A 13,174-nucleotide genomic window follows, 5' to 3' on the forward strand; every position below is an offset into this window, starting at 1 on the left:
GTAGCGAGGGCTACAGGATCAACCTTGACGCCATGGCAAGGTCAAGCACTTCAATGCACGGGCGGTGCGGCATGCAGGCGCAGGCCGGCGGCGTCCATGGCGATGCGGTAGCGGCGCACCTCGCCGGCCTGCAGTTGCAGCGCCTGGCCGCTGAGCTGGGCGATACCCAGGCCGCAGGCGCCCGGGCCCTGCAGGCCGAGACGCAGCGCAACGCTGCCCGGCGGCAGGTTGAAGGCCACCGACTGGCCCTGATACAGACGCGCCGCCAACTGGTCCTGCAGGTACAGCGCCACCTCGCAGGGGCTGGCCACCTCCAGGCGCTCGCGCGAGACGATCAGCACCGCATAGCCCTCGCCCTGGGCGGTGTCGGGCAGCGGCGCCAGGGGTTGGGCGGCGAGCGGCTGGTTCAGCAGGGCGGTGAGCAGGAGCAGGGCGAGGCGCATGGCGGCGATCCTTTCGAAGACCTATTGAGCTTGGCTCATCGAGCCGGATCGGCAAGCGGCCTGCACCCGGGGGCTTGACCTTGCCACCGTGGCAAGCTCGAGACTGAACGCCGTCAAGCAAACCAACGAGGAGTGACAGATGCAGATTTTCAAGGTGAGCGGCATGTCCTGCGGTCATTGCGTGCGGGCCATCGGCGAGGCGATCAGGGCGCTGGACGCTGCGGCCGAGGTGCAGGTCGACCTGGCGGGCGGCGAGGTGCGGGTGGCCAGCCGACTGAGCCAGGAGCAGTTGCTGGCGGCGATTCGTCAGGAGGGCTACCAGGCGCAGCCCGCGTAGGGTGACGCGGGGCCGCCTACTGCCAATTGCGCAGCAGGCCGCGGAAGCAGCTGTCGACCATGGCCGGGGTGTCGAGTTGCGGGTCGAACAGGTTGGGGTCGCGCAGCCAGTCGCTGAACAGGCCGACGATCAGCGCGTGCAGGGTACGCGCCGCCAGGCGCGGGCTGATGCCCGGCTGCAGCAGCGGCTGCACCGCCGCCTGGGCGAACTGCTGTTCGCACAGGGCGATGAACTGGTTGATAAAGGCCTCGTGACGCTCCTCGGCTTCGCGCAGCTCCTCGGTGAATTCGCAGCGGCGCAGCAGGATGGTGAAGATGCGCCGGCGCTGCGCATCCTGCGCCAGGTGGGCCATGGCCTCGACGCACAGGTCGCGCAGCATCTGCAGCGAGGTCAGGCCGTCGGCGGCCTCCAATTGTTCGGCCAGCGGCTCCAGCGGCAGGCGCACCTGGTTGAGCATTTCGTGGAACAGATGGGCCTTGTTCTGAAAGTGCCAGTAGATCGCCCCGCGCGTTACCCCGGCACGGCGCGCCACCTGCTCCAGGCTGGTATGGGCCACGCCCTGTTCGAGGAACAGCAGCTCGGCGGCGGCGAGGATGGCGCAGCGGGTTTTCTCCGCGTCTTCTTTGGTTCGGCGCATGGCGATTCGGTCAATTCTGGCTAGGCTCTGGTTGAGCCGAGTTTACCGATTTTGCCGTGCCAGCAGGTGGCGCCGCGCGACTGGCGAGTCCGTCGTGCGCCCTTCGCCATGCGCGTCGCCAAGGAGAGGAGTGCCTCATGTCGTTCGTTCGCCTGTTCCGTTCGCTGTTGCCCCTGAGTCTAGCCGTGCTGCCGCTGGCCACCCTGGGTGCCGACGCGCCACCCCCGGCGGTGACCGTGGAGCAGGTCAAGGCCGGCGCCTTGCCGGTGGTGCTGGAGTACTCGGCGCGCACCGCCGGCTATCGCGAGGTACAGGTGCGGGCCCAGGTCAGCGGTATTCTCCAGGAGCGCACCTACCAGGAAGGCAGCGGCGTGCAGAAGGATCAGCTGCTGTTTCGCATCGACCCGCGTCCCTACCAGGCCGCGCTGGCCCGCGCCAAGGGCGCGCTGGCCCAGGAGCAGGCGCGCTTTCGGCAGACCGAGCGCGACCTCAAGCGCATTCGCGAGCTGCAGAAGAAGGGCTTCGCCAGCGAGAGCGAGCTGGACAATGCGGTGTCCAACTTCGAGCAGAGCAAGGCCAATATCGAGGCCGCCCAGGCCGAGGTGCAATCGCGCCAGATCGACCTCGACTACACCACGGTGAAGGCGCCGATCACCGGCATCACCAGCAAGGAAAGCGTCTCCGAGGGCAGCCTGATCGTCGCCGGCGATCCCAGCGCCAGCCTGCTCACCCAGATCACCCAGCTCGACCCGATCTTCGTCAACTTCGCCTACCCGGACGCCGAGGCCGAACGCCTGCGCCGCGAGTTGTCCGAAGGCAGCCTGGTGCCGCCTGCCAGCGGCAAACTCAACGTTGAGGTGCAGTTCGGCGACGGTTCGGCCTATCCGGTGGAGGGCGAGGTGGATTTCACCGACAGTCTGATCGACCGTGGCACCGGCACCGTCAGCGCCCGCGGCGTGGTGCCCAACCCCGAGCAGAAGCTGCTGCCGGGACAGTTCGTGCGGGTGCTGGTCAAGGGCCTGACCCGGCCCGACGCCATCACCGTGCCGGAGCGGGCGGTGGCCCAGGGGCCGCGCGGCACCTTCGTCTACGTGGTGGACGAGCAGGGCATCGCGCGTATGCGCCAGGTCGGCACCGGCGATACGGCCGACGGCCGCTGGCTGATCACCTCCGGCGTCAGCGAGGGCGACCGGGTGGTGGTCGACGGCCTGGCCAAGGTGCGCCCGGACAGTCCGGTACAGGTCGAGGAGGCCAAGGCAGCCCCGGCGCAAGCCACGGCGCAGGAGTGACGCCATGATCTCGCGCTTCTTCATCGACCGCCCGGTGTTCGCCACCGTTATTTCCATCGTCATCGTGCTCGCCGGCCTGGCCGCCATGCGCGCCCTGCCGATTGCCCAGTACCCGGAGATCCTGCCGCCGCAGGTCTCGGTTTCGGCTGCCTATCCCGGCGCCAGCGCCCAGGTCATCGCCGAGACCGTGGCGGCGCCGCTGGAGCAGGAGATCAACGGCGTCGAGGGCATGATCTACCAGCTGTCCAACTCCTCCAGCAGCGGCGCCATGAGCCTGACCGTGTACTTCGAGGTGGGCACCGACCCCGACCAGGCCACCATCGACGTCAACAACCGGGTGCAGGCCGCCCAGGCCAAGCTGCCCGAGGAGGTGCGCCGGCAGGGGGTCAACGTGGAGAAGAAGTCCTCGGACATCCTCCAGGTGATCACCCTCTATTCGCCGGACGATTCGCGCGACCCGATCTTCATCAGCAACTACGCGCTGATCAACGTGATCGACGAGCTCAAGCGCCTGCCCGGGGTGGGCGACGCCAGCCAGTTCGGTTCCAAGGACTACTCCATGCGCATCTGGCTGCGCCCGGACAAGCTGGCGCAGTACGACCTGACTCCCACCGACGTGGTGAATGCCATCCGCGAGCAAAACTCGCAGTTCGCCGCCGGTAGCTTCGGCCAGCAGCCGCTCAAGGAGGCGCAGGACTTCACCTACACGGTGACCACCCAGGGCCGCTTCACCGACCCCAGGGAGTTCGAGAGCGTGATCCTGCGCAGCGACGCCACCGGCGCCAGCCTGCTGCTCAAGGATGTGGCGCGGGTCGAACTGGGCGCCCAGGACTACTCCCTGGTGACTACCTTGAACGGCCAGCAGAACGCCGCCTTCGGCATCTACCTGCAGCCCGGCGCCAACGCCCTGGACACCGCCGAGGCGGTGGAGCGCACCATGCAGCGCCTGGCGCAGCGCTTTCCCGAGGGCATCGCCTACAAGATCCCCTACGACACCACCAAGTTCGTCCGGGTGTCCATCGAGGAGGTGATCCACACCTTCTTCGAGGCCCTGGTGCTGGTGGTGTTGGTGGTCTTCGTGTTCCTGCAGAACTGGCGCGCCACGCTGATCCCGGTGCTGGCCATCCCGGTGTCGCTGGTGGGCACCTTCGCCGGCATGTACCTGTTGGGCTTTTCCATCAACCTGCTGACCCTGTTCGGCATGGTGCTGGCCATCGGCATCGTGGTGGACGACGCCATCGTGGTGATCGAGAACGTCGAGCGGGTGATGCGCACCAAGCACCTCAATGCGCGCGAGGCGGCCATCGAGGCGATGGAGGAGGTCACCGGGCCGATCATCGCCATCGTCCTGGTGCTCTGCGCGGTGTTCATTCCGGTTGGCTTCCTCGGCGGCCTGGCCGGGCAGATGTACAAACAGTTCGCCATCACCATCGCGGTGTCGGTGGTGATCTCCGGCATAGTCGCCCTGACCCTGAGTCCGGCGCTCTGCGCGTTGCTGCTCAAGCCCGGCCATCACGAGCCGGCGGCGCCGTTTCGTGCCTTCAACCGCTTCTTCGACAAGGCCACCGAGGGCTACGGCGCCGGCGTGCGTTTCTTCCTCAAGCGCTCGGCCGTGGGCCTGCTGCTGTTCGGCGGGATGATCGGCCTGATCGTGCTGCTGTTCGCGCGGGTGCCCGGCTCGCTGGTGCCGGACGAGGATCAGGGCTATGTGATCAACGCCTACTACCTGCCGCCGGCGGCCTCGCTCAACCGCACCGACGCGCTCAGCGGCGCGGTGACCCAGCAACTGATGGAGCATCCGGCGGTGCAGGACGTGGTCACCTTCGCCGGTTTCGACGTGCTCACCTTCGGCGTGCGCAGCAACGCCGGGGTGTCCTTCGTGCCGCTCAAGGACTGGAGCGAGCGCACCACGCCCGAGTTGGATGCGCGCAACCTGACCCGCGAATTCATGGGCATGGGCGCGGCGCAGAAGGACGGCCTGGTGCTGTCGTTCAACCCGCCGCCGATCACCGGCATGAGCACCACCGGCGGCTTCGAGGCCTATATCCAGGACCGCTCCGGCGGCAGCGTCGAGGCGCTCGGCGCCAAGGTCCAGGCCTTCGTCCAGGCCGCCAGCCAGCGCCCGGAACTGGCCGGGGTGCAGAGCACCTTCAGCGCCAATGTGCCGCAGTACTACATCGACCTCGACCGCACCAAGACCCGTGCCCTGGGAGTGAGCGTCAGCGACGTGTTCACCGCCATGCAGGCCACCTTCGGCAGCTACTACGTCAACGACTTCACCCTCTACGGGCGTACCTGGCAGGTCAGCCTGCAGTCGGAGGCGGAGTTTCGCCGCAAGCCGGAGGACCTCGGCCAGGTCTACGTGCGCTCCAGCGCCGGCGAGCTGATTCCGCTGTCCAGCCTGCTGCGGGTGCGGCGCATCCTCGGTCCGGACTCCTACGACCGCTTCAACGTCTACCCCTCGGCCAAGGTGCTCGGCGGCCCGGCGCCCGGCTACAGCTCGGGGCAGGCGCTGGCGGCGATGCAGGAGGTGGCCGACCAGGTGCTCGGCGAGGACTACAGCCTGGGCTGGATCGGCTCGGCCTTCCAGGAGCTGGCCACTCAGGGGTCGGGCACCCAGGCCTTCGTCTTCGGCCTGATCCTGGTGTTCCTTATCCTCGCCGCCCAGTACGAACGCTGGACCCTGCCGCTGGCGGTGGTCACCGCGGTGCCCTTCGCGGTGTTCGGCGCGATCCTCGCGGTGTGGCTGCGCGGCATCCAGAACGACGTGTACTTCCAGGTCGGCCTGGTCACCCTGATCGGCCTGGCGGCGAAGAACGCCATCCTCATCGTCGAGTTCGCCGTGCTGCTGCGCGCCGAGGGCAAGGGCATCTTCGACTCGGCGCTGGAGGCGGCCAAGCTGCGGTTTCGCCCCATCGTGATGACCTCGCTGGCCTTCATCCTCGGCTGCGTGCCGCTGGCGATCAGCTCGGGTGCCGGTTCGGCCAGCCGCCACTCGATCGGCACCGGGGTGATCGGCGGCATGCTCGCCGCCACATTGCTGGCGACCTTCCTGATCCCCATGTTCTACCTGCTGGTGGAGTCCGCCGCGCAGCGCCTGAGCCGACGCGGCAAGGTCGAACAGGGCGAAGAGGCCGACCAGCGCTGAGCCCTGCCCGGGCCGCGAGCAGCGGCCCGGGCCTTTCTCGGGCGGTGTCCCGATGAGATGATTAGCCGGCTAATAAATGTCCGGACTGTCCATGAACCTTCGCCTCCTGCTGATTCTCGGCGCGCTGTGCGCCTTCGGCCCGCTGGCCATCGATTTCTACCTGCCGAGTTTCCCGACCCTGGCCCAGCAGTTCGCCACCGATGTCGAGCAGGTGCAGCTGTCGCTGGCCGCCTACTTCGTCGGCATCGCCCTCGGTCAGCTGTTCTACGGACCGCTGGCCGACCGCTACGGTCGGCGCGGCCCGCTGCTGCTGGGGGTGGCGCTGTTCACCGCGGCGTCGCTGGCCTGCGCCCTGGCGCCGAGCCTGGAATGGCTGATCGGCGCGCGCTTCGTCCAGGCCCTGGGCGGCTGTGCCGGCATGGTGGTGACCCGCGCGGTGGTGCGTGATCTGTGCGACCCGCTGACCTCGGCCAAGGTGTTCTCGCAACTGATGCTGGTGATGGGCCTGGCGCCTATCCTCGCGCCGCTGGGCGGCGGCCTGCTGCTCGGCACCCTGGGCTGGCCGTGGATCTTCCACAGCCTGGCGCTGTTCGCCGGCCTGTGCCTGCTGGCGGTGTTGCTGTGGCTGCCGGAAACGCGGCCGCGAGGTCTGGCGCCGGCGCCGCTGCGCGGGGCGCTGGGGCAGTACCGGGTGCTGCTGGGCAATGGCGCCTTCATCACCTATTCGCTGGCCGGCGGCGTGGCGATGGCCGGGATGTTCGCCTATATCGCCGGTTCGCCTTTCGTCTTCATCGAGCTGTACGGGGTGCCGGCCGAGCACTACGGCTGGCTGTTCGGCAGCAACGCCGCCGGTTTCGTGCTGATGGCACAGGTCAATGCGCGCCTGGTGCGCCGTGGCGGGCCGGGCCGCTGGTTGCGGCGCATGGCGCCGCTGTACCTGGCCAGCGGCCTGGCGCTGCTGGGGCTGGCGGCCTGGCAGCCGGCCAGCCTGTGGCCGCTGCTGGTGCCGCTGTTCGTCTGCGTCGCCAGCCTGGGCAGCATCCTGCCCAACGCCACCGCCTGCGCCATGGCCGGCCAGGGCGAACACGCCGGCAGCGCCTCGGCGCTACTCGGCAGCCTGCAGTTCAGCGTGGCGGCCAGCGCCTCGGCCCTGGTCGGCGCCCTGCACGACGGCACGGCGGCGCCCATGGCCCTGGTAATCGCGCTGTGCGGCGCCGGGACCTGCGCCTTCGCCTGGCGGAGTCGGCACTATGCCGGTTGATAAGAGGGGCGTCGGTGCGGGCTACCCCCTCTCCCCGGACGGGCGAATGGGTAGATCGACGTATCGACAGCTACCGCGCGTATGGCCTGAATAGAAAAACGCCCCCGCAATAACTGCGGGGGCGGCGCGTGGGATAAGGCTCGTCCGTGATGCGGGGTACGCGCGATCAACCTTGCGGGGCAGTGCCCGTATCGGCGTTCCAGCCGCCGCCAAGTGCCTTGTACAGTTCCACTTCGCTGGCGAGCTGGGCCAGGCGGTCGCCGATCAGCTGCTGGCGCACGCTGAACAGCTGGCGCTGGGCGTCGAGCAGGGTCAGGTAGCTGTCGACCCCGGTGCGGTAGCGGCGTTCGGCCAGTTGGTAGTAGGTCTCGGTGGTGTCCAGCAGGGCGCGCTGGGCCGCCAGCTGCTCGCGGTAGGTGGTGCGGGCGGCGAGGCGGTCGGCGACTTCCTGGAAGGCGACCTGGATGGCCTTCTCGTACTGCGCCACCTGGATGTCGTTCTGCAGCTCGGCGTAGTCGAGGTTGGCGCGCAGGCGCCCGGCGTTGAAGATCGGCAGGCTGATGCTGGGCTGGAACAGCCAGGTGCCGGAGCCGCCGTCGAACAGCCCGGACAGCTGGCTGCTGGCGGTGCCGGCATTGGCGGTGAGGCTGACGCTGGGGAAGAAGGCCGCGCGCGCCGCGCCGATATTGGCGTTGGCCGCCTTGAGCTGGTGCTCGGCCTGCAGCAGGTCGGGGCGCCGTTGCAGCAGATCCGACGGCAGCCCGGCCGGCACGCTCTCGAGCAGCTCGGCGTCCAGCGCCAGGCCCTGCGGCAGGTCGTCCGGCAGGCCGGTGCCGAGCAGTTGGGTCAGGGCGTTGCGATCTTGCGCCACCAGGCGCTGGTACTGCGCCAGGCTCACCCGCGCGCTGTCCACCGCGCTGCGCGCCTGGCTCAGGGCCAGGGCATCGGCGACGCCGACGTCGAAGCTGCGCTGGGTCAGGCGGTAGCTGTCTTCGTAGGTCGCCAGCGTGTCCCGGGTCAGCTGCAGCAGGGCCAGATCGGCCTGCCATTGCAGGTAGGCGCTGGCGACGCTGGCCACCAGGCTGATCTGGGTGCTGCGCGCCGCCTGTTCGGTGGCCAGGTACTGTTCCAGCGCCTGCTCGTTGAGGCTGCGGATGCGGCCGAAGAAATCCAGCTCCCAGGCATTCACCCCCAGGGTCGCGCTGTACTGGCCGCCGGTGTTGGCCGCGCCGTTCTGGCTGAGGTCGGCCGGCAGGCGCTGGCGGGTGCCGCTGCCGTCGGCAGAGACAGAAGGCAGCAGCTCGCTGCGCTGGATGCGGTACAGCGCGCGGTAGGCCTCGACGTTGAGTGCGGCCACGCGCAGGTCGCGGTTGTTTTCCAGCGCCAGCTGCACCAGCTGCTGCAGCGCCGGGTCGCGGAAAAACTCGCGCCACTGCAGGTCGGCGGCGGCGCGTTCGCCTTCGGCCGCGGCGCTGCCATAGGCCTCGCCCTGCGGCCAGTCGGCGGCCAGCGGGGCGTCCGGGCGCTGGTAATCGGGAATCAGGCTGCAGCCGCCGAGCAGGGCGGCGGTCACGGCCAGGGTCAACAGGGACTGCCTCACTGCAGCGCCTCCTTTTCGGTTTCGCCGGCTGGCTCGGTTTTCTTCTTCTCGAACAGCGAGCAGACCAGCACGTAGAACAGCGGAATCCAGAAGATCGCCAGCACCAGGGCGCTGAGCATGCCGCCGATCACCCCGGTACCGATGGCGTGCTTGCTGCCGGCGCCGGCGCCGCTGGCGATGGCCAGCGGCAGCACGCCGAGGATGAACGCCAGCGAGGTCATGATGATCGGGCGCAGACGCATGCGGCAGGCCTCGATGGCCGCCTCGGTGAAGCTCATGCCCTGCTCGTACTGGGCCTTGGCGAACTCGACGATAAGGATCGCGTTGCGCGCCGACAGGCCGATGGTGGTGAGCAGGCCGACCTGGAAGAACACGTCGTTGGACAGCCCGCGGCCGTAGGTGGCCAGCAGCGCGCCGATGATCCCCAGCGGCACCACCAGCATCACCGAGAACGGGATCGACCAGCTCTCGTACAGCGCCGCCAGGCAGAGGAACACCACCAGCAGCGACAGGGCGTACAGCGCCGGGGCCTGCGAGCCGGACAGGCGTTCCTCGTAGGACAGCCCGGTCCAGGCGTAGCCGACGCCTTCGGGCAGCTGCTTGGCGATTTCCTCCACCGCGGCCATGGCGTCGCCCGAGCTGAAGCCGGGCGCCGGCGCGCCGAGGATTTCCACCGCCGACACGCCGTTGTAGCGGCTCAGCTTGGGCGGCCCATAGGTCCACTCGCCGCTGGCGAAGGCGCTGAACGGCACCATCTGCCCGGCGGCGTTGCGCACGTACCACTTGTTCAGGTCTTCCGGGCTCATGCGCGCCGAGGACACGCCCTGCAGGTAGACCTTCTTCACCCGGCCGCGGTCGATGAAGTCGTTGACGTAGCTGGCGCCCCAGGCGATCGACAGGGTGTTGTTGATGTCCGCCAGCGACAGGCCGAGGGCGCTGGCCTTCTCGTCGTCGATCAGCAGCTGGTACTGCGGCTCGTCGCGCAGGCCGTTGGCGCGCACGCTGGTCAGCGTCGGGTGCTGGTTGGCCAGCTGGAGGAACTGGTCGCGCGCCTGGTTGAGCACCTCGTGGCCGACGCCGGCCTGATCCTGGAGGAACAGGTTGAAGCCGGTGGCGTTGCCCAGCTCCATCACCGCCGGCGGGGCGAAGGCGAACACCATGGCGTCGCGGAAGCTGAAGAAGTGCTGCTGCGCGCGCTGGGCCAGGGCGGCCACGCCGTTCTCCGCGCCGGGCCGTTCACCCCAGGGCTTGAGCATGATGAAGGCCATGCCCGAGCTCTGCCCGCGACCGGCGAAGTTGAAGCCGGTGACGGTGAACACCGATTTCACCGTGCTGCTTTCCTCGTCCAGCAGGTACTGGCGCATCTCGTCGACCACCGCCTGGGTGCGCTCGGCGCTGGAGCCGGCCGGGGTCTGCACCTGGGCGAACAGCACGCCCTGGTCTTCCTCGGGGAGGAAGGCGGTGGGGATGCGGGTGAACATAAAGGCCATCACAGCGACGATAGCGAGGTACAGCACGAGGTACGGCGCCTTGCGCTTGAGCATGGCGGTCACGCCGCGCTGGTAGGCGTCCGAGCTGCGCTCGAACTTGCGGTTGAACCAGCCGAAGAACCCCTTCTTCTCGTGGTGCTCGCCCTTGGCGATGGGCTTGAGCAGGGTGGCGCACAGCGCCGGGGTGAAGATCAGCGCCACCAGCACCGACAGGGCCATGGCCGAGACGATGGTGATGGAGAACTGCCGGTAGATCACCCCGGTGGAGCCGCCGAAGAAGGCCATCGGCAGGAACACCGCCGACAGCACCAGGGCGATGCCCACCAGCGCGCCCTGGATCTGGCCCATCGACTTGCGCGTGGCCTCCAGCGGCGACAGGCCTTCCTCGCGCATCACACGCTCGACGTTCTCCACCACCACGATGGCGTCGTCCACCAGCAGGCCGATGGCCAGGACCATGGCGAACATGGTCAGGGTGTTGATGGAGAAGCCGAACGCCGCCAGCACGCCGAAGGTGCCGAGCAGCACCACCGGCACCGCCAGGGTGGGGATGATGGTGGCGCGCAGGTTCTGCAGGAACAGGAACATCACCAGGAACACCAGGACGATGGCCTCGAACAGGGTGTGCACCACCCCCTCGATGGAGGCCGAGATCACCGGCGTGGTGTCGTAGGGGAAGACCACCTCCATGCCCGCCGGGAAGAACGGTTCCAGCGTGGCGATGGTCTCGCGCACCGCCTTGGCGGTGTCCAGGGCGTTGGCGCCGGTGGCCAGCTTGACCGCCAGGCCGGAGGCCGGCATGCCGTTGAACTGCGCGCTGATGGCGTAGTTCTCGCCGCCCAGCTCGACCTTGGCGACGTCACCCAGGCGCACCTGGGAACCGTCGGTCTCGACCTTGAGCAGGATGTTGCGGAACTCCTCGGGGGTCTGCAGGCGGGTCTTGCCGATGATGGTGGCGTTGAGCTGGTTGCCCGGCGAGGCGGGCAGGCCGCCGAACTGGCCGGAGGAAATCTGCACGTTCTGCGCCTGGATCGCGTTGCGCACGTCCACCGGGGTCAGCTGGAAGGCATTGAGCTTGGCCGGGTCGAGCCAGATGCGCATGGCGTACTGTGCGCCGAACACCTGGAAGTCGCCGACGCCCTTGGTCCGCGAGATCGGGTCCTGCAGGTTGGAGACGATGTAGTTGGCCAGGTCGTCCTTGCTCATGCTGCCGTCGGTGGAGACCACGCCGATCACCAGCAGGAAGTTCTTCACCGCCTTGGTCACGCGGATGCCCTGCTGCTGCACTTCCTGCGGCAGCAGCGGGGTGGCCAGCTGCAGCTTGTTCTGCACCTGCACCTGGGCGATGTCCGGGTTGACCCCCTGCTCGAAGGTCACGGTGATTTCCATGCTGCCGTCGGAGTTGCTCGACGAGCTGATGTAGCGCAGCCCGTCGATGCCGTTGAGCTGCTGCTCGATCACCTGCACCACGGTGTCCTGCACCGTCTGCGCCGAGGCGCCGGGGTAGCTGACGCTGATGCCCACCGCGGGCGCGGCGATGCTCGGGTACTGGTTGATCGGCAGCTTGAGGATGGACAGGCCGCCGGCCAGCATGATCACCAGGGCGATGACCCAGGCGAAGATCGGCCGGTCGATAAAGAATCTGGACATTCAGTGGCGCTCCGTTAGCCCTTGCCGTTGCCCGGGGCGGCGTCCTGCGCCACCTCGTCGGCCTTGATATTGCGCGCCGGCACGGTCTTGACCTGGGTGCCGGGCTGGATGAACTGCAGGCCCTCGGTGATCAGGCGGTCGCCCTCGGCCAGGCCTTCCTCGACCAGCCAGGCGTTGCCGGCGGTGCGCTCGGCCTTGAGCAGGCGCTGCTCGACCTTGCCGTCGGCGTCCACCACCAGCGCCACCGGCTCGCCCTTGAGGTTGCGCGTCACGCCCTGCTGCGGGGCGAGGATGGCGTCGCGCTTGACCCCGGAGAGCAGCTCGGCGTGCACGAACATGCCCGGCAGCAGCAGGTGGTCGGGGTTGGGGAACACCGCGCGCAGGGTCACCGAGCCGGTGCCCTCGTCCACCGCCACTTCGGAGAACTCCAGGCTGCCCTCGTGGGCGTAGCGGCTGCCGTCCTCCAGTTTCAGCGCGACCCTGGCGCCGCCGTCGCCGGCCTTCTGCAGCTGGCCGCTGGCCAGGTCGCGGCGCAGGCGCAGCAGCTCCTTGCTCGACTGGGTGACGTCGACGTAGATCGGGTCGAGCTGCTGGATGGTGGCCAGGGCGGCGCTCTGGCCGTTGCTCACCAGGGCGCCTTCGCTGGCCGCGGATCGGCCGATGCGGCCGCCGATCGGCGCCAGCACCTTGGTGTAGCGCAGGTCGATGCGCGCCTGCTCCAGCGCCGCCTCGGCCTGCAGGCTGGCGGCGCGCGCCTCGTCGTAGGCCTGCTGGCTGACGGCCTGGTCGGCCACCAGCAGCTTGTAGCGCTCGGCCAGCGCGCTGGCCGACAGCAGGGTGCCCTGGGCACTCTTGAAGCTGGCCTGATAGGTTGCCGCATCGATCTGGTACAGCTGCTGACCGGCCTTGACCTCGCTGCCCTCGGTGAACAGGCGCTTCTGGATGATGCCGGCCACCTGCGGGCGCACCTCGGCGATGCGGTAGGCGCTGGTGCGGCCCGGCAGTTCGCTGGTCAGGGCGTAGGGTTGCGCTTGCAGCGTCACCACCCCGACTTCGGGGGCCTGTTGGGTCTGCGGGGCGCTGGCTTCCTGGCAGCCGGAGAGGCTGAGCAGGGACGCAGCAATGGCGGAAACCATGACGGCGAAGGCTGGCTTCGTGTGCATCTGAGGTGACCTCGTTTGTCGAATCTGGTGCCCGAAGGGGGGGCGGGGAGGGCAGTAACTGAGAACCAATGGCGGCGAATATACTTACGTACGTGAATGTTTGTAAATGCCTAAAACTGCCTTCATACTCCAGCCCGGCGCTCTAGCGAGAGGCTA

Annotated in this window: 9 protein-coding genes; 4 read left to right on the forward strand and 5 right to left on the reverse strand. The window is 68.5% G+C overall.

The annotated features are described in order from the left end of the window. Positions 1–50: 50 nt before the first annotated feature. Positions 51–443 carry a hypothetical protein gene (locus ACIGFL_RS02675; protein ID WP_397496056.1) on the reverse strand — a complete coding sequence of 131 codons (393 nt, stop codon included), beginning with the start codon at positions 441–443 and terminating at the stop codon, positions 51–53. Between the two features lie 139 nt (positions 444–582). Here ACIGFL_RS02675 and ACIGFL_RS02680 point away from each other — a divergent pair, with 139 nt between their 5' ends. After that, complete coding sequence (locus tag ACIGFL_RS02680) at positions 583–780, forward strand: heavy-metal-associated domain-containing protein (protein ID WP_397496057.1); 198 nt, start codon at positions 583–585, stop codon at positions 778–780. A gap of 16 nt (positions 781–796) precedes the next feature. Here the strand turns inward: ACIGFL_RS02680 and ACIGFL_RS02685 are convergent, their stop codons facing one another. Continuing rightward, entirely contained in the window at positions 797–1,417 is a 621-nt protein-coding gene (locus ACIGFL_RS02685) for a TetR family transcriptional regulator (RefSeq protein ID WP_397496058.1), read from the reverse strand. 137 nt (positions 1,418–1,554) lie between these two features. On the opposite strand from ACIGFL_RS02685, the gene ACIGFL_RS02690 reads away from it, so the two are divergent. The 3 genes from ACIGFL_RS02690 to ACIGFL_RS02700 all read left to right on the forward strand — a co-directional run bounded on the left by ACIGFL_RS02690 (position 1,555) and on the right by ACIGFL_RS02700 (position 7,115). Beyond that, positions 1,555–2,706, forward strand: a complete 1,152-nt coding sequence (locus ACIGFL_RS02690; protein ID WP_397496059.1) for an efflux RND transporter periplasmic adaptor subunit — start codon at positions 1,555–1,557, stop codon at positions 2,704–2,706. 4 nt (positions 2,707–2,710) lie between these two features. Beyond that, the gene (locus ACIGFL_RS02695) at positions 2,711–5,854 is read left to right on the forward strand and encodes an efflux RND transporter permease subunit (protein ID WP_397496060.1); all 3,144 of its coding nucleotides are present in this window, start codon (positions 2,711–2,713) and stop codon (positions 5,852–5,854) included. Between the two features lie 91 nt (positions 5,855–5,945). Beyond that, positions 5,946–7,115 (forward strand): multidrug effflux MFS transporter, encoded by a 1,170-nt coding sequence (locus tag ACIGFL_RS02700; RefSeq protein WP_397496061.1) that lies wholly within the window; start codon positions 5,946–5,948, stop codon positions 7,113–7,115. A gap of 166 nt (positions 7,116–7,281) precedes the next feature. Here ACIGFL_RS02700 and adeC read toward each other — a convergent pair whose 3' ends face one another. Genes adeC through ACIGFL_RS02715 form a run of 3 tightly spaced genes read right to left on the reverse strand, consistent with a single transcriptional unit; the run spans position 7,282 to position 13,018 of the window. Beyond that, positions 7,282–8,715 carry an AdeC/AdeK/OprM family multidrug efflux complex outer membrane factor gene (adeC, locus tag ACIGFL_RS02705; RefSeq protein ID WP_397496062.1) on the reverse strand — a complete coding sequence of 478 codons (1,434 nt, stop codon included), beginning with the start codon at positions 8,713–8,715 and terminating at the stop codon, positions 7,282–7,284. Then, positions 8,712–11,855 (reverse strand): efflux RND transporter permease subunit, encoded by a 3,144-nt coding sequence (locus tag ACIGFL_RS02710; RefSeq protein WP_397496063.1) that lies wholly within the window; start codon positions 11,853–11,855, stop codon positions 8,712–8,714. Before ACIGFL_RS02710 ends, adeC begins: the two co-directional genes overlap by 4 nt. A 14-nt stretch (positions 11,856–11,869) precedes the next feature. Further along, complete coding sequence (locus ACIGFL_RS02715; protein WP_397496064.1) at positions 11,870–13,018, reverse strand: efflux RND transporter periplasmic adaptor subunit; 1,149 nt, start codon at positions 13,016–13,018, stop codon at positions 11,870–11,872. Between the last annotated feature and the right edge of the window lie 156 nt (positions 13,019–13,174).

The organism is Pseudomonas sp. NPDC077649 (assembly GCF_044542855.1).
In the GTDB taxonomy this organism is placed as follows: Bacteria; Pseudomonadota; Gammaproteobacteria; order Pseudomonadales; family Pseudomonadaceae; genus Aquipseudomonas.